At 68.4% G+C, this 18,647-nt stretch carries 21 protein-coding genes; 6 read left to right on the forward strand and 15 right to left on the reverse strand.

All coding sequences use genetic code 11. The features are described 5' to 3' along the window. Positions 1–11: 11 nt before the first annotated feature. Both R9Z33_RS04905 and R9Z33_RS04910 read right to left on the reverse strand, forming a co-directional pair. Entirely contained in the window at positions 12–581 is a 570-nt protein-coding gene (locus R9Z33_RS04905) for a hypothetical protein (protein WP_318650183.1), read from the reverse strand. Continuing rightward, the gene (locus R9Z33_RS04910; protein WP_318650184.1) at positions 581–1,627 is read right to left on the reverse strand and encodes a hypothetical protein; all 1,047 of its coding nucleotides are present in this window, start codon (positions 1,625–1,627) and stop codon (positions 581–583) included. The genes R9Z33_RS04905 and R9Z33_RS04910 overlap by 1 nt, the downstream gene beginning before the upstream one ends. Before the next feature lie 298 nt (positions 1,628–1,925). On the opposite strand from R9Z33_RS04910, the gene R9Z33_RS04915 reads away from it, so the two are divergent. Continuing rightward, positions 1,926–2,585 (forward strand): transposase, encoded by a 660-nt coding sequence (locus tag R9Z33_RS04915; RefSeq protein WP_318650185.1) that lies wholly within the window; start codon positions 1,926–1,928, stop codon positions 2,583–2,585. A 57-nt stretch (positions 2,586–2,642) separates the two neighbouring features. Here the strand turns inward: R9Z33_RS04915 and R9Z33_RS04920 are convergent, their stop codons facing one another. Beyond that, positions 2,643–3,818: a tetratricopeptide repeat protein gene (locus tag R9Z33_RS04920; protein ID WP_318650186.1), complete on the reverse strand. Its 1,176-nt coding sequence runs from the start codon at positions 3,816–3,818 to the stop codon at positions 2,643–2,645. Between the two features lie 155 nt (positions 3,819–3,973). Between R9Z33_RS04920 and R9Z33_RS04925 the strand changes: the two genes are divergently transcribed. Further along, positions 3,974–4,957: a tripartite tricarboxylate transporter substrate binding protein BugD gene (locus R9Z33_RS04925; protein WP_318650187.1), complete on the forward strand. Its 984-nt coding sequence runs from the start codon at positions 3,974–3,976 to the stop codon at positions 4,955–4,957. On the opposite strand, the gene R9Z33_RS04930 is transcribed toward R9Z33_RS04925, so the two are convergent. The 6 genes from R9Z33_RS04930 to R9Z33_RS04955 form a co-directional block, all read right to left on the reverse strand. Beyond that, positions 4,926–5,540 (reverse strand): hypothetical protein, encoded by a 615-nt coding sequence (locus R9Z33_RS04930; protein WP_318650188.1) that lies wholly within the window; start codon positions 5,538–5,540, stop codon positions 4,926–4,928. The genes R9Z33_RS04925 and R9Z33_RS04930 overlap by 32 nt on opposite strands. Then, positions 5,540–6,205 (reverse strand): C39 family peptidase, encoded by a 666-nt coding sequence (locus tag R9Z33_RS04935; protein WP_318650189.1) that lies wholly within the window; start codon positions 6,203–6,205, stop codon positions 5,540–5,542. Before R9Z33_RS04935 ends, R9Z33_RS04930 begins: the two co-directional genes overlap by 1 nt. Before the next feature lie 2 nt (positions 6,206–6,207). Continuing rightward, positions 6,208–7,227 carry a transporter family protein gene (locus R9Z33_RS04940; RefSeq protein ID WP_318650190.1) on the reverse strand — a complete coding sequence of 340 codons (1,020 nt, stop codon included), beginning with the start codon at positions 7,225–7,227 and terminating at the stop codon, positions 6,208–6,210. A 136-nt stretch (positions 7,228–7,363) separates the two neighbouring features. Further along, positions 7,364–7,717, reverse strand: coding sequence for a hypothetical protein (locus R9Z33_RS04945; RefSeq protein WP_318650191.1), 354 nt, complete (start codon positions 7,715–7,717; stop codon positions 7,364–7,366). A gap of 70 nt (positions 7,718–7,787) precedes the next feature. After that, positions 7,788–9,125: a cyclopropane-fatty-acyl-phospholipid synthase family protein gene (locus tag R9Z33_RS04950; RefSeq protein WP_318650192.1), complete on the reverse strand. Its 1,338-nt coding sequence runs from the start codon at positions 9,123–9,125 to the stop codon at positions 7,788–7,790. A 58-nt stretch (positions 9,126–9,183) separates the two neighbouring features. Further along, positions 9,184–9,369 (reverse strand): rubredoxin, encoded by a 186-nt coding sequence (locus tag R9Z33_RS04955; protein ID WP_318650193.1) that lies wholly within the window; start codon positions 9,367–9,369, stop codon positions 9,184–9,186. Between the two features lie 81 nt (positions 9,370–9,450). On the opposite strand from R9Z33_RS04955, the gene R9Z33_RS04960 reads away from it, so the two are divergent. Then, the gene (locus R9Z33_RS04960) at positions 9,451–9,930 is read left to right on the forward strand and encodes a nucleoside deaminase (protein ID WP_318650194.1); all 480 of its coding nucleotides are present in this window, start codon (positions 9,451–9,453) and stop codon (positions 9,928–9,930) included. A gap of 2 nt (positions 9,931–9,932) precedes the next feature. Here R9Z33_RS04960 and R9Z33_RS04965 read toward each other — a convergent pair whose 3' ends face one another. After that, positions 9,933–10,514: a glutathione S-transferase family protein gene (locus R9Z33_RS04965; protein WP_318651614.1), complete on the reverse strand. Its 582-nt coding sequence runs from the start codon at positions 10,512–10,514 to the stop codon at positions 9,933–9,935. A gap of 74 nt (positions 10,515–10,588) precedes the next feature. On the opposite strand from R9Z33_RS04965, the gene ettA reads away from it, so the two are divergent. The 3 genes from ettA to R9Z33_RS04980 are packed head-to-tail and all read left to right on the forward strand — an operon-like array spanning position 10,589 to position 13,376. After that, positions 10,589–12,268, forward strand: a complete 1,680-nt coding sequence (gene ettA, locus R9Z33_RS04970; RefSeq protein ID WP_318650195.1) for an energy-dependent translational throttle protein EttA — start codon at positions 10,589–10,591, stop codon at positions 12,266–12,268. 3 nt (positions 12,269–12,271) lie between these two features. Further along, positions 12,272–12,850 carry a hypothetical protein gene (locus tag R9Z33_RS04975; protein WP_318650196.1) on the forward strand — a complete coding sequence of 193 codons (579 nt, stop codon included), beginning with the start codon at positions 12,272–12,274 and terminating at the stop codon, positions 12,848–12,850. 4 nt (positions 12,851–12,854) lie between these two features. Further along, a complete protein-coding gene (locus tag R9Z33_RS04980; protein WP_318650197.1) occupies positions 12,855–13,376 on the forward strand; it encodes a GNAT family N-acetyltransferase in 522 nt (173 codons plus the stop codon). 96 nt (positions 13,377–13,472) lie between these two features. Here R9Z33_RS04980 and R9Z33_RS04985 read toward each other — a convergent pair whose 3' ends face one another. The 5 genes from R9Z33_RS04985 to R9Z33_RS05005 form a co-directional block, all read right to left on the reverse strand. Continuing rightward, entirely contained in the window at positions 13,473–14,084 is a 612-nt protein-coding gene (locus tag R9Z33_RS04985; RefSeq protein WP_318650198.1) for a hypothetical protein, read from the reverse strand. Between the two features lie 108 nt (positions 14,085–14,192). Further along, entirely contained in the window at positions 14,193–16,250 is a 2,058-nt protein-coding gene (locus R9Z33_RS04990; RefSeq protein WP_318650199.1) for a DNA/RNA helicase domain-containing protein, read from the reverse strand. Continuing rightward, positions 16,219–17,139 (reverse strand): DMT family transporter, encoded by a 921-nt coding sequence (locus tag R9Z33_RS04995; protein WP_318650200.1) that lies wholly within the window; start codon positions 17,137–17,139, stop codon positions 16,219–16,221. The genes R9Z33_RS04990 and R9Z33_RS04995 overlap by 32 nt, the downstream gene beginning before the upstream one ends. After that, positions 17,136–17,420 (reverse strand): hypothetical protein, encoded by a 285-nt coding sequence (locus R9Z33_RS05000; protein ID WP_318650201.1) that lies wholly within the window; start codon positions 17,418–17,420, stop codon positions 17,136–17,138. Before R9Z33_RS05000 ends, R9Z33_RS04995 begins: the two co-directional genes overlap by 4 nt. Further along, positions 17,420–18,565 (reverse strand): GNAT family N-acetyltransferase, encoded by a 1,146-nt coding sequence (locus R9Z33_RS05005; protein WP_318650202.1) that lies wholly within the window; start codon positions 18,563–18,565, stop codon positions 17,420–17,422. Before R9Z33_RS05005 ends, R9Z33_RS05000 begins: the two co-directional genes overlap by 1 nt. Positions 18,566–18,647: the final 82 nt, after the last annotated feature.

Genomic DNA, 18,647 nt, shown 5'->3' on the forward strand with positions numbered 1-18,647 from the left:
CGATCTGGTCATTACTTTTCCCACGGAGTAGGCGGGTTCACTTTGGGGCCTTGGACAGCACTCTCCTTCATGCGTTCGATTTTTTTATCAGCAATTTCATTATTCTCTTTATATTGTTGATCTGACGCCGCCGTATCAATCAATTCTTTCTGTAGTTTGACGACATCGATGTCTCGCCAAACAACATAAATCATCCTTATAATTGATATACATATCGTAAACCCAACAAGGCCAACTATGAGTTTACTCGACGATCTGCTCCAAATTTTTATTTCATCTTGTCCAGCTATAGCGAGAGCCAAAAGAAATAGACAGGCGACCGCTGAAGACGCTACTATTGCGGCATACTCATAGGTAATCTCTACAATTTTCGTGGTTAGTTTTGCTCGTTTGTTTGGTTCTAGGGATTTCCATTCTAAGGTTGGCATGCCTCTATTTAGGCGAACAAAAACGGCGGCAACAATTATTGAAAGTGTGACAATTAGCGGCTGTAATCCAGAAAAAATATGCTCAATCGGTACATATTGAGCAAATGCCCATGCACCTGATAGGCACAGAAGTAAGGTTAGGATGCGATTCATTAGGCATCAATCTTTCGATCTTTTACAAATCGGCCGTAAACTTCTCGCAATTGATCGGCTACATGATCAAATTCAAGCAGGTTGCTGCCTTCATGCGGAAGATCAAATGGCATATTTGTGCGAAGGATAATATCACCACCTGACAGCTTGCCATCTTTCCCTTCGGCTTGGACTTTAGCGTCAGTCCAATCCGCTATTTCGTTTGCTATCTCACGCATTTGTTCGCGAGATTCAGTGCTTCGGCTGCCCATGACTTTGACCGACGCATCAACCGAAAGATACTCGCCTTTGCCCAGGCTCGCCACAAGACTTTCTGCGCGATCAGGTCCGAGTAGCGCCCTCACAATGGGTACGGCCTGTTCAAATTCAGCGGCCTTCTCAACTACGCGCCGGGCGGTTCGCCTCAGTCGGCCCTGGGGCGCTGCCGGGGCCTGGGGTGCAACCACGGTTACCTGGGGTGCCGATTTTCCGCTCACACGAAGCGCTCGGATATCCCCGATATCGCCAGCTAATTGTGATCTGTCGAATTCGGCCTTCAATACGAACCCCGTCTCCGGGGTGAGCGTTGCGGTTTGCACCTGAAAAAGCCACGAAAAATAAAAATGCATGAATTCGGCGGTCATGCCGTGCGTCTTAACGAAAAAGAGATGATTTCCGATAGCCATCCAGTACGCCATGCCACGAACAAACTGGGTGCCGGTCGGAGCGGTACGTTCATCTAAATTGTAGACACCTGCAGTTGTTATTTTCGAAAGTTTTACCGTAGACGCTTTACTTGATAGCAGCGCTTGTAAATCGTTTTCCTGTATAAGGCACATTTCGCCAATGATTGCGTCGGTCAGATCTGCTACTTTGTTCAGATGTACCTGGCGATCACTTTCTGCAATCTTACAGAAGCGATCTTCTGGGCGAATCCAAAGTTTCCTCTTTGCTGAATCTGCTGAATCTAACGATTTTCTGCAAAGGGACTCCAACGATTCATTGTTTATATTGGCTCCAACAATGCTAAATAAGCGATAGTGCACTGTATGGTAAACAGTAGCCATCAGATTTGCTCCGATTATGCTTGTTCAAAGCAGAGAGCGGATACTTATAGAACGGAATTCGTGCATTGCCTATTATTATTTGGAATAGTTCCATTGGCGTTTCGGTTTGGCGCGAAGAGTTTGAGGTTGTGAAAGTGTGCCGAGCGCGCTGGCCGGGTCTCTGCAGTGGGGATGGGGAGTGAATTAAAATCCTTAGCATAGAAATTGATTGATCTGCCATAGCTGACTGGTGATCCGCGAGTTCCACAACTGCTCACTAAGTTCTTGCTTTGTTCCATGGCTCGCGCTATAAAATCCGATGCGCGACGAACTCGACCTCCTCCTCCCTGCCATCTTCCGAGAGCCCCGGGTCTATCCGCGTGGCCCGCGCCCCCGGCGGCCGTCCTGGATTCTCGTGCCTTATGACAAGCTGACGGATGAGCAGTGGACGGTGCTCTCCATCTATCTGCCCATGCCGCAGCGCGGGCGGCCCTGTGACCAGCGGGCGCGGATGGATGCGATCTTCCGGGTGGCGGCGACGGAGGGGCCCTGGCGGGATTTGCCGGCGCATTATGGCCAGGGCGCCTCGGTCGCGCGGCATTTCCGGCGGCTGACGCATGCGGGCGTGTGGGAGCGGCTGCTGGTGGCGCTCGCGGCCGCGCGGCCGGGTTCGGTGTTGCGGCAGCTGGAGGGGTTGATCTGCCGGGCGGCGCGGCGGGCCATTCGCATCCGGGGCATTGCGCTGATCGCGCTGGTGCGGCGGCTCGGGCTGTTCCGCGCCTTGCCGGGGCCGCCCTTGATGATGCCGGACCCGGATTTGTCCGAAATCATCCGTCGCATGCCCATCGCCGCGCAATTCGCGCGGTGGCGGGAGGATCTGGCCGGCGTGCTGCGCATGATCAAGGCGCTGAAGGCGCTGCACAGCCTCGCCGGGGGCCGGAGACGCATCCCCCGCGAGGTTCGCGAAGCCTGGCTATAGATCATGGTCCAGGAAGCTGGCTTCCTGGTGGGGGTGAAGGGGGCGACGCCCCCTTCGTTACTTGCGGGCTCGTATGAGCACCCCCTGCACCGCCGCGCCCTTCTCCTGCCGCAGCACCGCATCCTCCCGCCGCACCAAGGTCAGGCCCGCGGCGGTGGCGAGGCTCAGGGCGTGGTCCGGGTTGTGGCGGAAGCGCATCCCTTCGCCCAGCGCCACGGGGTCCGTGCCGGTTTCCAGGCTGAAGAGGGCGGTGCCGCCGGGCTTCAGCGCGGTGGCGATGGCGGTGAAGGCGGGCGTCAGGTCGCCCAGGTAGTTCAGCACGTCGGCGGCGGCGATGAGGTCGTAGCGGGCCGGGTGTTTCGGCAGGAAGTCCAGCAGGTCGGCCTCGTGCAGGGTGGCGTAGAGGTTGCGGGCGCGGGCCTCGGCCAGCATGCGGGGCGAGAGGTCCAGGCCTTCCAGCCGGGTGGCGAAGGGCTTGAGCGCCAGCCCGGACAGCCCGGTGCCGCAGCCGAGGTCGAGCACGCGGCCCAAGGGGGGATTCCGGGGCAGATCCTCGATCATCGCGGCCAGCAAGGTGGGCGTGCGGTAGCCCAGCGCGCCTTCCAGCTCCGCATCGAAGCGCGGCGCGAAGGCGTCGAAGAGCTCCCGGACGTAGCTCGCTGGCGCCCGGGCGGGGAGTGGCGCGGCGCCGAGGGCGGCGAGCAGGAAGCCCGCCTGTTCGGCCAGCGGCCCGCGCACGCGGGCGGCGGCGGCGCGGGCGAGGTCGGGCTGGTTCGCCTCGCGGGCGGCATGGGCCAGCGCCAGCCAGGGCTCCGGCGCGTCGGGGTGCAGGCGCGTCGCGGCCTCGAGCGGGGGCAGCGCCGCCTCGGGCCGGCCGGCGGCGGTCAGCGCCTGGCCCAGGTTCCGCAGGCTGATGGCATCGGCGGGGTTGAGGGTGACGGCGCGGCTCAGCGCCGCGATGGCCTCGGCCAGGCGCCCGGCCTCGGCCAGGGCCGCGCCCTGGTTGGCGAGGAAGAGGGGGCTGTCGGGCACCGCGGCCACGGCGCGGGCGGCATGGGCCAGGGCGGCGGGCAGGTCGCCCTTCTGGCGGGCGGCGACGCCCAGCAGGTTCTCGGCATCCGGGTGGTGCGGGGCGAGGCGGAGCGCGCGGCGATAGAGGCTCACCGCCTCGTCCAGCCTTCCCTCGCGATGGCGGGCGATGCCGCGCTGCAGCAAATCCTCGGCGGTGGTCATGGCAGGTGGGTCACGGGCGAAGGCTGCGTGGCATGCATGGCGGATAGACAATCCCGGGGCGCGCGGCCAGTCGCTTTCCCATTGCAAATCCCGTTGAACATGACGAAGAAGCCATCACTTCACGGCCACCCCAAGAAGTTCCTGAGGAGGATCGCATGCCCCGTTTGACCCGGCGCCAGCTGCCGGCCCTTGTCGCTGCCGGTCTGGCGGCCCCCGCGCTGGCTTCGGCCCAGGCCTATCCGAGCCGCCCCATCACGATCATCGTCCCCTTCGCGGCCGGCGGCCCGACCGACACGGTGGCCCGCCTGCTGGGCGAGGCGATGGGCCGTGACCTCGGCCAGTCCGTCGTGGTCGAGAATGTCGGCGGGGCGGGCGGCACGCTGGGCGCGCAGCGCACGGCGCAGGCCCGGCCGGATGGCTACACGCTGCTGGTGCACCACATCGGCATGAGCACCATCCCGACGCTGTATCGCCGCCTGGCCTATGACCCGATCAACGGGTTCGAGACGGTGGGCATGATCACCGAAGTGCCGATGACGATCGTGGCCAAGCGCAACATCGCGGCGAACAACCTGGCGGAGCTGGTGGCGCTGGTGCGGCGCGAGCGGGACAAGATCAACCTCGCCAATGCCGGCGTGGGCGCGGCCTCGCACCTGTGCGGGCTGCTGTTCCAGCAGGCGATGAACGTGCCGCTGACCACGGTGCCCTATCGCGGCACGGGCCCGGCGATGAACGACCTGGTGGCCGGCACGGTGGACCTGATGTGCGACCAGACGACCAACACGACGGAGCACATCCGCGCCGGCACCATCAAGGCCTTCGCGGTGACGACGAACAGCCGCGTCGCCTCGCTGCCCGACGTTCCGACGGCGATCGAGGCGGGCATGCCCGGCTTCGAGGTGAGCGTGTGGCACGGCCTCTACGCGCCGCGCGGTACGAATCCTGAGCTGGTGACGCGCCTCTCGCGCTCGCTGCAGGTGGCGCTGCGCGATCCCGGCCTGATCCGGCGCTTCGCGGACCTGGGCACCGAGCCGGTGCCGCAGGAGAAGGCGACGCCGGCGGCGCACCGCGCCTTCTGGACGGCCGATGTGGCGCGCTGGCGCCCGGTCATCCAGGCGGCCGGTCAGTTCGCCGACTGATGGGCGCGGCCGGGGCCTCGATGAGGCGGAACCCGGCCGGCAACTGGAACAGGGTGGGATCCGCCGAAATCATGCGGATCCCGCTCTGGCGGGTTTCGAGGATCATGGGCCCCTCGGGGCCGGGCTGGAGCTGGCGCGCCTCCAGCAGAACGCCGTCGCGGCGGCAGAGGTGGCGCGCCACCTCATGCCACTGCCCGCTCTCCCCCTGCACCTCCTGGATGACGAGGACGCCGCCGCGCTGCGCCTCCTGCCGCTCGCGCCGTGCCGCGGGGCTGGGCGGGGGCGGCATGCGGAGCGCCACGGGCGGGCTGGCATTGGTGGCGAAGACGGCATGCAGCCCCGGCGTCATGAGGGTGACGAGGCGGGCCTCGCCCGGGGCGGGGGTCTCGAGGCGCAGCTTCGGGCCGGCCTGGAACATCTGCGCGGTGACCGGGGGCGCGGCGCCCCAGGAGGTGACGCGTGTGGCGGTGTAGCTCGGCTGCCCAAAGCGCGCGCAGCGCGGATCGGCCCAGGCTGAGGCCGGCCACAGGAGCATGGCGAGGCCCGGCCAGAGCAACGCCGCGATCGGGGGAAGGGCCCGCATCAATAGGGGATCGGGAAGCTGGTGAGCGGCATGACCATGCCCTGGATGGCGCGCGCGAGGCTGGTCTCGACCGAGACGCCGTCCCGCACGGCCTGGAGGGGGGAGGTGTTGGGCAGCCCGTCGCCACGGCGCCAGACGGCCAGCACGGCCCCGGTGAATTCGCGGCGGAACTCGTCATCCAGCATGGTGACCTGGCCGCGGATGGGGTCGGCCAGGTAGTGGAAGCCGTCGCGGCTGGCGCGGAGCACGGAGAAGTGTTCCCACTCGCCCTTGTCGAGATGGATGATGACGGGGCCGGCGATGCGCGGCAACTCGCGCACCTCGATCCGGGCGGCCTGGGCGGAGAAGCCGAGCTGGCCGGCGGCGAAGATCAGGTCCTCGAGGGAGAAGCCGGTCTCCTGCTTGCGGTGCCACTCGGCCTCGGTCGGGTAGCGGCGCATGAGCATTCCGATCACCTCGGCCTCGCTGGTGGGGCGGCCCAGGTAGTGGGTGAGCAGCGTGGCGAGCGAGGCGCTGCCGCAGGAGAATTCCAGCACCTGGCGGACGACGTTCGAGAAGCGCCGCTGCTGCCAGGATTGCGGCCGGCGCATCAGCGGTTCCTGCGCGCGGGCCTCGAGGGGCGCCAGGGCGGCGAGGGCGAGGAGGGTGCGGCGTGAGGGGCGCATCGTCAGAACCTGTAGCGAAGGCCGAGACCGACCTGGACATTGGGGCTTTCGGACACGAGGCCCATGCCGAGCGAGGGTTCGATCCAGAGGCCCTGGGCCAGGCGCTGCACGAGGGAGAGGCGAAACACCGCGGCCTCGCTCGCCGTGGCGCGGTACTGGATGGAATTGGCCTGCAGGGCCGCAGTGTAGTTGCCGATGAAGGTGAAGCCGAGGGTGGAGCGATCGCTCAGCGCGAAGCTGACCCCGGCATTGTAGCTGATGCGCCAGCCCGGCCTGAAGGTGATGCCCGACTGCTCGACGGGGAAGGCATATTCATAGGCGATGCCCCCGAAGATCACGAGCGGGTCCACCGTCTTGAACATCTGCACGCCGCCCCGCAACGCCCAGGCGGCGCGGGTGGAGATGAACTGCGTGATGTCCACCGGAACCTGTTGCGATGTGATTCCCTGCTCCGGATTCACAAAGGGCGAGGGGCCGGTCGGCGTGACGAGGGCCGCGGTGAAGACGGCGCCGGGGCGGTATTCGCGCTCGCCCCAGCCGCGGATGTTCACCTGCGCGGTCACGTCGCCCATCGCCCGCGTCTCGCGGTCGGTCACGAAGGTGGGCGAGAACTCGAAGGAGCGGGTGGCGATGAAGAAGGGCACGGTGACCGAGGCCTCCACGCCGTCCAGCAGGCCGACGCGGCCGGTCAGCACGGCGGAGCCGCTGCGGTCGGAGGAGACGGTGCGGCGGTCCCGCAGGTAGCCGAGGTCGAGCGAGAGTTCGGCCTTGCCGGGGCGAAGCGTCACGGCCTGGTCGCGGAAGACGAAGGCCTCTTGCGGGATTTCCTCCTCGCGCGGGTCGCGCAGGCGGCTGGCGGGTTCGGTGGGGGGCGGGGCGGGGGTGGCCACCGGTGCGATCGGGGCTGGCGCAGGGGCGGCGGCGCTTGCTGCGGCGGGGCGGGCGGGCGCCGGGCGCGTGGTCCGCTGCGGCGAGCGCTCGAGCTGCTCCAGCCGCTGCTCCAGCAGGCGGATGCGTTCCATCAGCGCGGCACGGTCGCCGTCGGACTGGGCGATGGCGGGGAAGGCCGCGCTCCCGAGGAGAAGGAGCGCGGCGGAAAGGCTTGCCCTCTTGGCGATGCGGGGCCTGACATCCTGTCGGCGCGATGGCATGGGGCGGCTACATGCCGGCCGCGGAATAGGCCGCCGCCCAGGCGCTGTAGAGATGCGCGTAATAGGCGTACCACGCGGCAGCCGTGTACCAGGACTGCTCCTGCGCGGAGCCGCTCACCGAGTAGTAGCGGGCATAGAACGCGAAGACATAGGCGCTGTAGGAGAAGGAGACGGCAAGCCCGCCGAAGTAGTTGGCCAGCTCGCCCCGCGCCGTGATGTCCCGCGCCGCCTCCTGCGAGATGGCCTCGATGGTCGCGCCGCCGAAGATCGGGCTGCGATCCGCCCAGGCGGGCGTCTGGAAGATGGCGGCGAGCGTCAGGCTGGCCGCCAGCCAGAGTCGTGAGAGTTTGGTGAGCATCATGAGGGACCGTCCTTTTTTGGGGGTCCCTCACGCTATCGAGGCCGGCTTAAGACAAGGTGAAGCGGCGGCCTCAGGCCGGTGGGTAGAGATCCGCCCGCGTCAGCGGCAGGCCCGAGGGGCCGCGGGTGCGCTTGGTGGCGACGGTCTGGAAGATGCAGACCGTCCCGCGCTCGAAGGCCAGCGCGCAGCCGGCGAGATAGAGCAGCCAGATGCGCGTCTTGGCGGCCCCCACCTCGGCCTCGGCGGCCTTGCGGTTGGCGTAGAGGCGTTCGGTCCAGATGCGGCAGGTGCGGCCGTAATGCTCGCGCCAGTTCTCGGTGTCATGGATCTCGAAGCCGTTGCGCTCCATGGAATCCGTGCTGCCACCGATGTGGTCCAGCTCGCCCCCCGGGAAGATGTAGTTCACCAGCGCCGCGAATTCCGGACGCTTCTTGCGGAACTCCCGTTCGTTCTTCTTCATCGGGCGCGCGATGGCGTGGTGCAGGTAGATGCCGCGCGGCCGCAGCAGGTTGCGGATCTGGCGGAAATAGCCCTCGCGGTTGTCGAGGCCGATCGCCTCATACATCCCGATGGAGGCGATCTTGTCGAACTCCATCCCTTCCAGGCTGCGGAAGTCGCGCAGCTCGATCGTCACGCGGTCTTCCAGCCCCAGGCGCTTCACCTTCGCCACCGCGAAATCGTACTGCGCCTGGCTCAGCGTCACGCCATGCGCCTTCGCGCCATAATGCTGCGCCGCGTGGCAGACGAGGCCGCCCCAGCCGCAGCCGATATCCAGCATGCGGTCGCCCGGCTGCAGGCGCAGCTTGCGGCAGATCATGTCGAGCTTGGCCTGCTGCGCCTCGGCGATGCTGTCATTGCCGTTGGGGAAGTAGGCGCAGGTGTAGACCATCTCGGGGTCGAGGAAGAGCGCGTAGAACTCGTTCGACAGGTCGTAGTGGAACTGGATCAGCGCTGTGTCGTCACGCCCCGCCTCGAAGCGTGCCGTCTGCGCGCCGGCATAGGCGTGGCTCGGGTTGGCCTCGCCCGGCCCGAAAAAGAAGGGCAGCAGCGCGCGGAAGGCCGCGAACTTGTCGATCTGCTTCAGCAGCCCCCGCGTGCGCCGGTTGCCGATGCGATCGGAGAAGGCGAGCAGGCTGCCGCCCTCCAGGTCAATCTTCCCCTCGGCCATCAGGTCGAAGAGCGTCGGCGTCTTGGGCTTGCGCAACAGGCGCGTGATGGCGGCTGGGTCGTTGATGGCCAGCGCCAGGTCCCCGCTCCAGCGCGAGCCGAGCGGCACCGCCTCGCCATCCCAGAGCCGCACGGCGAGGTCGAGCTCGAGCTTGCTGCCGAGATCGGCGATCAGGCGGCGCAGGGCCGCGATCCGGCGGTCCGGCGTGGCAAGGGGGGATCGGTTGGGTTCGGGCGCCATGGTGGCGCCCTCATAAGCGCAAGCCCGCCGGCGCGGAAGGGTGCGGGGGAATGCCCCCTCAGCCGACCTTGCGCATCACGAAATCCGTCTTGGCCGCGCCGCAATCCGGGCAGGACCAGGTCTCCGGCACGTCGCGCCAGCGGGTGCCGGGCGGCAGGCCATCCTCCGGCGCGCCCTTGGCCTCGTCATAGACGTAGCTGCACAGCTCGCATTCCCAGACGTGGAACGGTTCCTCGGCGCTCATGCGGCCCTCCCTCGATCGGGGGCGAGCATCGGAAGCACGCGCCGCTTCCGTCAAGCCCGGGCGGCGTGGCAGGTTGGATTCATGCCGTCCGATCATATCGCCATGCTCCGCCACAGCCTCGCCGTCGCCCGCCGGGCGCGGCAGAACGGCAAGCACCCCTTCGGCGCCATCCTGGTGGATGCCGAAGGCCGCGTGCTGATGGAACAGGAGAACGCCTTCGACACGGAGGGCCGGACCGGCCATGCCGAGACGGTGCTGAGCCGCCGCGCCTGTGCCGCCTACACGGCGGAAGAACTGGCGCAGACCACGATGTATGTGAGCGCCGAGCCCTGCGCCATGTGCGCCGGCAGCCTCTACTGGGCCGGCATCGGGCGCCTCGTCTATGCGATGAGCGAGCACAAGCTCGGCCGCATCATCGGCCCGCACCCGGACAATCTGACGCTGGACCTGCCCTGCCGCACCGTGCTGGCGGCCGGCCAACGCCCGGTGGAGGTGATCGGCCCGCTGCTGGAGGATGACGCGGAGGCGGTGGCGCTGCACGATGGCGCCTGGGATCACTGAACTCAGCGCGGCAGCTCATACCCCGTCGCGGCCTCGTCCCGCAGCACGCGCTGCACGGCCGGGCGCGCCAGCACCCGGTCGTGATGCGCGGTGAGGCGCGGGAATTCCCCCGGCTCCAGCGTCGCGCCGCCCCGGAAGCGCCAGAACAGCCGGAACAGGTGGATATCCGCGATGGAAAAGGCCGCGCCCAGCGCATAGGGCCCATCCCCCAGCCGCGCCTCGGCCTGCGCCCAGACCGTGCGGGCATGCTCCAGCCCCTGCCGCCGGGCGGGGTGCACGGTCGCGGCCAGGAAGCTCATCCAGGAGATCGCCCGCGCCTCCGCCATGGCGCCTTCGGGCAGCAGGTGGGCCTCGGGGTGGCGGCGGGCCAGCCAGAAGAGGATCGCTGCCACCTCGGTCAGCGGCCCCTCCGGCGTCACCAGCACCGGAACCTGCCCGGCCGGGTTCAGCGCCAGGAATTCGGGCGTCCGCGTCTCCCGTGCCGCCAGGGAGACCGGCCGCGCCTCGAATTCCGCCCCCACCTCATGCAGCGCGATATGCGCCGCCATGGAACTGGACCCCGGCGCCAGATAGAGGGTCAGCACCGCCAAGCCCTCCCCATCCGCATCGTCATGGGATAGAAGCCGCGCATCCCTCTCCTTCCCTGCAGGACCGAGCCATGCCCGCCTACCAGTATGTCTATGTGATGAAGGACCTGACGAAGTCCTATCCGGGCGGCCGCGAGGTCTTCAAGGGCATCACGCTCTCCTTCCTGCCCGATGCCAAGATCGGCGTGCTCGGCCCCAATGGCGCGGGCAAGTCCACGCTGATGAAGATCATGGCCGGCATGGACAAGGATTTCGGCGGCGAGGCCTGGGCGGCGGAAGGGGCTCGCGTCGGTTACCTCGCGCAGGAGCCGCAGCTCGATCCCGACAAGACCGTGGGCGAGAATGTCCGTGCCGCCTTCGCCACTTTGGAAGCCCAGCTGAAGCGCTTCAACGAGATCAGCGAGCGCTTCATGGAGGAGATGAGCGAGGAGGAGATGAACGACCTCCTCGCCGAGCAGGGCACGCTGCAGGAGGCGATCGACGCCGCCGATGGCTGGGAGCTGGACCGCCGCGTGGAGATCGCGCTCGACGCGCTGCGCTGCCCGCCGGCCGAGGCCTCGGTCGAGAAGCTCTCGGGCGGTGAGCGCCGCCGCGTGGCGCTCTGCCGCCTGCTGCTGGAAAAGCCCGACCTGCTGCTGCTGGACGAGCCGACCAACCACCTGGATGCGGAAAGCGTCTCCTGGCTCGAACACACGCTGCGCGACTATCCGGGCGCCGTGCTGGTCGTCACCCATGACCGCTACTTCCTGGACAATGTGACCAACTGGATCCTGGAAGTGGATCGCGGCCGCGGCTTCCCCTACCAGGGCAACTACTCCTCCTACCTCGAGGCCAAGCGCAAGCGCCTGGAGCAGGAGAACCGCGAGGACACGGCGCGCATCCGCACGCTGGCCGCCGAGCAGGAGTGGATCGGGCGCAGCCCCTCGGCCCGCCAGGCCAAGAGCAAGGCGCGTATCGCCCGCTACGAGGAACTGCTGGAGAAGAGCCAGGAGAAGGGGCCGGGCGAGGTCGAGATCCTCATCTCCCCGCCGCCGCGCCTGGGCAACACCGTCATCGAGGCGGAGGGGCTGCGCAAGGCCTATGGCAACCGCCTTCTCATTGACGATCTCAGCTTCAAGCTGCCGCCCGGCGGCATCGTCGGCGTCATCGGCCCCAATGGCGCGGGCAAGACCACGCTGTTCCGCATGATCACCGGGCAGGAGACGCCGGATGCCGGCACGCTGCGCATCGGCGACACGGTGAACCTCGGTTACGTGGACCAGTCGCGCGACAGCCTGGACGACAAGAAGACCGTCTGGGAGGAAATCTCGGGCGGCGACGACACGATCAACATCGGCAAGCGCTCCATCGCGTCCCGCGCTTATACCGCCGCCTTCAACTTCAAGGGCGCGGACCAGCAGAAGCGCCTGGGCGTGCTCTCGGGCGGCGAGCGCAACCGCGTGCACCTGGCCAAGATGCTGCGCGTTCCGCACAACGTCCTGCTGCTCGACGAGCCGACCAACGACCTCGACGTGGACACGCTCCGCGCGCTGGAAGAGGCGCTGATGGAATTCGCCGGCTGCGTGGTGGTCATCAGCCACGACCGCTGGTTCCTCGACCGCCTCGCGACGCACATCCTCGCCTTCGAGGGCGACAGCCATGTCGAATGGTTTGAGGGCAACTTCCAGGCCTATGAGGAAGACAAGCGCCGCCGCCTGGGGGCGGCCGCCGACCAGCCGCACCGCATCAAGTACCGTCCGCTGGTGCGGTAGCCGATGATCGAATCCGCCTATGCGCCCGGCGTGCTCGTCGTGGGTCCTGATGAGGTGGGCATCGCCTGCCGCTACAAGGCGGGGCCCTTCGCGCGCAGCACGGATGAGGGCGGCCATGCGGATGCGATCCTGCCGCGCGGCGTCCCCGTGGGCTATTACGCGCGCACCAGGCGGGACCGGCGCCTCGCGCTGATCGCGCCCGGCATGGTGCGCGATGCGCAAGCCCTGCTGCGCGACCGGCCGGAATACATGCGCGCGGCCGAGGCGCGGGCGCGTATCTGCCCCACCACCTTCTGCATCCTGCGCGTGGGCGAATCCCGTGCGGCGGATTTCGTGAGCGTCTGGCAGGAGATCGCCGAGAAGCCGCCGCTCTTCCTGGCCGTCGGCGGCAATTGCGCGCAGGTGATCGCGGGTGCGCTGATCCGCATCGGCGCCATGCCGCGCGGCTGGATCCGCCCCGGCAGCCCCGATGGGCTCTTCCGCGCCCTGCATGCGGCCGCACCCCTTGCGCGCATCGCCACCGGCTTCGCCGAGTTCGAGCCCGACGAGGCCGGCGGCTACCTGATCCGGCTGGAAGGCTGAGGCGGTGTCCCAGGTCCTGGGCCAGCGGCGCAGCATCACCACCGCCCGCCTCTCGCTGCTGCCGCCCGGTCTCGAGCACCTGCCGGACCTGATCCGGCTGAAGGCGGATGAGGCGGTGTTCGGCTACATGCTGCACGGCACCCGCACGCCCGAGCGCACGCGCGAGGAACTCGAGGACGACATCGATTTCTGGCAGGTGCGCGGCTACGGCACCTGGAGTGTGTTTCTCCGCGAGACGGGCGAATTCCTCGGCATTGCGGGGCTCATGGAGCGGCCGGATGGGCGGGGTGTCGCGGTGCGCTTCGCGCTCTGGCCTGAATGTCGCGGCAAGGGCTACGCGCGCGAGGCGGCGCGGGCCGCGCTGGAATTCGGCCATGCGGTGGGGCTGAAGCGCATCATCGGCGTGGCGCGGGAAACCAACCTTGCCTCACGCGCCGTGCTGGCGGATTGCGGCATGCGTGAATGCGGCGAGTTCCAGCATCGCGGCCATCGCATGGTGGTGTTCGAAAGCCTGGCGCCGGCCTAGATCACGCTGCGTCCATAGGCGTCCACGCCGCATGGTCCAGCCTTCGCGGGGAGGGTGATTCGGCGTTTCGGCGATGCCGCCGCAACGCATCATGCGCTAGCCGGGCTTCGGCGCCTCGAAGGGCAGGATGGTGCTGCCTTCCGGTCGGCCCAGCGGCGCATCTGCCACGGCCCGCGCGGGCTGGCTCTGCGCCGCGATCTGGCGGGCATGGCGGTCGAATTCCGAGAGCATGATGAGCGTATTGCTGCGCGCCCGCCGCACATAGGGTGCCCAGAGCAGGGCGACGCTGCCGCGCTCCTCCGGCGCGAAGGCGGCGAGGCCGTCGAGATCCGCATGCAGGGTGCGCAGGGCCTGCGCCGTGCTGCTGCCGGCGGTATAGCCCTGCAGCCGCAGCCTGAGCCGCAGCGCCTGTGCCCGATGCAGCAGGGGCGGGCCTTCGCGCCGCAGCAGCGCGATGACACGGGCCACCGTCTCCTGCGTGCCGGAGAGAAGATCGTGATGCTCCGCCTCATGCGCTTCCAGCGCTTCCATGCGTTCGAAGACGCTCTCCAGCGCCTCCAGGCTGCGCGCCATGGCGTGCAGCGCCTGGCAGGTGCGCTGGATGAGGGGCTGCAGTGCGGTGGAATCGGCCCCGGCCGGTGCGTTGACGGCGGGTGGCGCCTCGTTCGCCTCGGGGGCCGGCGGGTCGGAGGGGAGGCTTTGCGGCATGGGCTTTTCCCGGTCTCTCACCGCGGCGCCAGGCTGGCCCGCGGCGCCGTCCTTCGCGGCTGTCCGCCGAGAGATGCGCGCAAAAGGTGAAGCCTTCGTGAAGGCGGCTCAGAGCAGGGTGGCGGCTTCGGCGCGCGGCGGTGGAACGGGCGCGGGCAGGGGGCGCGCGCCGCAGGCCTGGAGGAAGGCGGCGATCGCGTCCATCTCGGCGGCGGGACGTGTCGCGTCATGGAAGGGGTCATCGGCCGCGCTGCCGGGCGGCACCCAGATCACCGTCTCATACCGGGCGCGGGTGAGGAGGACGCGATAGGTGTTGCGGATGAACTCCTGCTCCGCCGCGCCGTTCACCTGCTGCCAGCCGCGCCCGGCGAAGCGGCGGCAGCGCCAGGCGGCTCCGGCGCGCATCATGTCGCCGCCCCAGGCCAAGCCCACCGCGTCCAGCTCAAGCCCCTGGCAGGCATATTCGGTGGCCGCGACCTCCAGCGCGTCGGAGGCCCGGATGTCAGGCCAGCGTTCCAGGAACCAGGCGACCGGCTCCTCCGTCCCGATCAGCTGCGCGTCGAAGCCCTCAGCGCGCAGCCGCCGCGCGCCGGAGGACCGCACGAAGCCCGCGCGGCGCAGCCCCGGCGTCCAGCCCCGCAGCGCGGCGCGGGCGGCGCCGAGCGAGCGGGTGAGGAAATAGGGCACGCCGCCAGCCTCCTCCGCGATGGCGCGGGCGCCGGCGGCATCGCCGCGCAGCATCGCATCCACCCAGGCGGCGCCTGCTTCGCTCCGGACGCTGCGGATGGGCACGGTGAGGTCGAGCGCATCATCCAGGGTGAGCCAGGGCGCAGGACCCGCGTTCAGCCGCTGCGCGGCTTCGCGCGCGGTCAGCGCTCGGGGGGCCGCGACGGCGCGCCAGCCCGGCGTGGCGGCGATGACGCGGCCCCATTCAGCGAGCCCGGCCTCGCCCGTGTTGATCTCCTGCCCATGGCCGATCAGCGCCACGATGGCGGCGAAGCCCGCATGCCGCCCCATGATGGCGAGGGCATGCGCGGGCTCGCTCATGGTCAGCACGCTCTTGCGGCGCTGCGTGTCGCGCCCGGCCTGGGCTGCGTCCCAGGCGCGCTGCGCCTCGTCGAAGATGATCACGCGCTCGGCCGGCGGCGCGGCGGCATGGGCGTTGTCGGCCAGGAAGCGGTGCACGTTCTGCAAGGCCTGCGCCGTCTCATGCCGCGCCTGGCGCAGCTTTCCGGCGCGCTGCCGCCGCAGCGGGTCGTGGCTCGGGCCGAGGGCGAGGTCGATTCCCGCGCGGTCGCAGGCCAGCGCCTCGCGCAGGACCGCCACCAGCGGTGCATTGCCGGTGAGGAAGGCGGTGCCGAGGCGCCGATGCTCGCCAAAGACGATGTTCAGCCCGCACAGCGTCTTGCCCGCGCCGGGGACGCCGGTGACGAAGACCACCACGCGCTCCTCCGCCGCGCGCGCCGCTTCCAATGCGCGCAGGATGGCCTCGGTGGTGCGCGTCAGGTTGTCCGTGTCGGCACGTGCGGCGGCGATGTCGGCCACGCTGTTGCGGGCAAAGAGCCGCGCCGCCGCCTCGACGATGGTGGGCACGGGCTTGTAGGGCGCGGTGATCCAGGCCGCCGGGTCGAGCGGTGCGACTGGCGCGGGCAGGGCGTCCTGCAGCGCGGCCAGGCGCTCGCCCAGCGCGGCGCCGTTGCAATCCGCGACGGGTGCGACGCCCGGCGTGGGCAGGCCGAATTGCAGGGGCGGGAGGCGCCGCGCCTCGGTGGCGACCAGCACCGGCAGGATCGGATGGGCGCGGCTGTTCGCGTGGAAATCCCAGAGGTCCTGTGCGTAATCCTCGGCCTGGGCGCGATCCACCGGGGTGAAGGCGGTGGCGCCCACCTTGAACTCCAGCACGAAGATCGCGCGCGGCGTGACCAGCACGGCGTCGATCCGTTTCTCCAGCCGCAGCATGTCGTATTCGAAGGCGATCCGCGCCTCCGCCCAGCGCGGCCCGGCCAGCGCCGCCTGGAGCAGCGCGACCTGCGTGGTCCAGGCGCGGAGTTGCGCCGGCTCCCCGCTCAGCCGCCGCGCCATCTGCGCCGCGGCGAGTGCGGCCGCGATGCCCTCCGGCGCACTGCGGAGCAGGTCAGGGACGGTCAGGTCGAGCCATGGGCGCATGCCCGGGCATGCTGGCAGCTTTCCCCCGCCCCGGCCAGGTCGCCAGCAGCAGGCTCGTCATCATCAGCACGAAGCCGGCGAGGTGGATCAGCCCGAAGTCCTCGCCCAGGAACAGCACGGCCGTCACCGCCGCGCTCGCCGGCAGGAAGGCGGTGAAGACGCCGGCCGTCGCCGCCGGGACGCGCTTCATGCCGGCATACCAGAGCAGCAGGCAGAGCACGCTTGCCGTGATTGAATGGAACAGCAGCAGGCCGAGCAGATACGGGTCCGCCAGCGCGGCAATGGCGGCGTAGCCAGGGGCGGCGAAGGGCAGCAGGAACAGTGCGGAGAAGGCCTGCATCCAGAGCGAGGCGGTGATCACCGGCACGGCACCCGCCACGCGGCGGGCCAGCAGCACATAGATCGCCTCACCGCAGACACCGAGGAAGACCAGCAGGTTGCCGAGGGCCGAGCCACCCCCGCCACCGCCCAGACGCGCCAGTGTGATCGCCGCCATGCCGAAGCCGGCGAGGCCCGCCGCCAGCCATTGCCGCGCCGAAAGCCGCTCGCGCAGCCAGAGGAAGCTGCCCAGCGCGACCACCGCCGGCAGCGTCGCCAGCACCAGCCCACCCTCCAGCGCCGAGGTGAAGCGCAGGCCCGCCAGCAGCCCCGCATTGTAGAGCGCCGTGCCGAACACCGCCTGGAGGAAAAGGTTGCGCTTCACGGCCGCGGGCACCGAGACGCGCCCCTCGATCATCCGCGCCAATGGCCAGAGCACCACGACGGCGAGCGCGCAGCGCAGGCAGGCGATCATCGCGATAGGCAGCGCATCGGCGAGCAGCTTCGCCACGCCGACATTGGCGCCGACCAGGATCATCGCCAGCGCCAATTGCCCGTAGGCGAGGATCATCTGCGCGAGGCCGGTGCATTGGCCGGCCGCTGCTGTCGCGGCACGCCATGCGGCAGCGCTGCAACATCCAGCGCGTCCGCCGCCTTGGCCACCACGCGCCCGGCTGGGAAGGCGGCGCGTTCCTCGGCGTCCAGCATCTTCAGGATATAGGCGACATGGCGGGGCATCACGTCCAGATGCGCGCCGATGTCGCGGAAGGTCACCACGCCGCCCTCCGGGATGCTCGCCACGATCGTCAGCACATCGGCCTTGATCCGCGCGAAGAAGGGCGACTTCGCCATCAGGCCTCGCCCTCGCGCCGATAGGGCGAGAGTGTCGCCAGCTCCGCCATGCGTTCCTCGATCGCGGGGCGTTCATGCTCCAGGAAGCGCGCCACCGCATCCGAGAGGCCGCGATGCGCGATGAGATGCGCGGAATAGGTCATGGCCGGCAGGTAGCCGCGCTGGATCTTGTGCTCGCCCTGCGCGCCGGCTTCGACGCGGCCGATGCCGTGCGCGATCGCGAAATCAATGGCGCGCAGATAGCACAGCTCGAAATGCAGGAAGGGCACTTCCTCGTCGCAACCCCAGTTGCGGCCGTAGAGCGCCTCGCCGCCCAGCAGGTTGAGCGCCCCCGCGACAGGCTTGCCGTCGCGCTCCGCCCACATCAGCACCACGCGATCGCCCAGCTTCTCGCCCAGCAGCGGCCAGAAGGCTTTGGTGAGGTAGGCGCTGCCCCAGCGCGCATCCACCGTGTTGCGATAGAAGCGGTTGAAGGCTGCCCAGTGCGCGGGCGTGATCTCGGCGCCGCGCAGGGTTTTCAACGTCAGCCCGCTTTCCGCCACCGCGCGGCGCTCGCGCTTCAGCGTCTTGCGCTTGCGGCTCGAGAGTGCGCCGAGGAAATCGTCGAAGTCGGAAAAGCCCTGATTCTGCCAATGGAACTGCACGCCGATGCGCTGCAGCCAGCCAGCCTCACCCAGCGCCTCCCATTCCTCGCGCGTGCAGAAGGTGATGTGGGTCGAGGAGAATTTCAGCGCGCCCATCGCCTGGGCCAGGCCCTGCGCCAGGGCCGCCACCGGCACGCCGGGCCGGCGCAGCAGGCGCGGGCCGGGCACCGGGCTGAAGGGCACCGCCACCTGCAGCTTGGGGTAGTAGCGCCCGCCCGCCTGCTCATAGGCCTGGGCCCAGCCATGGTCGAAGACGTATTCGCCATAGGAGTGCGATTTCGCATAGGCCGGCGCGCAGGCCACCAGCGCGCCCCCCGCATCGCGCAGCGCCAGATGCTGCGGCAGCCAGCCGGTCTTGGCCGAGGCGCTGCCGCTTTCCTCCACCGCGCTCAGGAAGGCATGGCTGACGAAGGGGTTGTCACCCGCGCAGGCATCCCACTCCGCCGCCGGAATTTCGGCGATGGCCGGGTGCAGGGAGAGGCGGAGTTCAGGAGAATCCATCGCCCCATAATGGGGCGAAACCTCCGATAGAGAATGATGCGTGAAGGCGGAATCGCCGGAACGCTGAATCATTCTCTCAAAT

Origin of the sequence: Sediminicoccus rosea, assembly GCF_033547095.1 — a bacterium.
Lineage (GTDB): Bacteria > Pseudomonadota > Alphaproteobacteria > Acetobacterales > Acetobacteraceae > Roseococcus > Roseococcus rosea.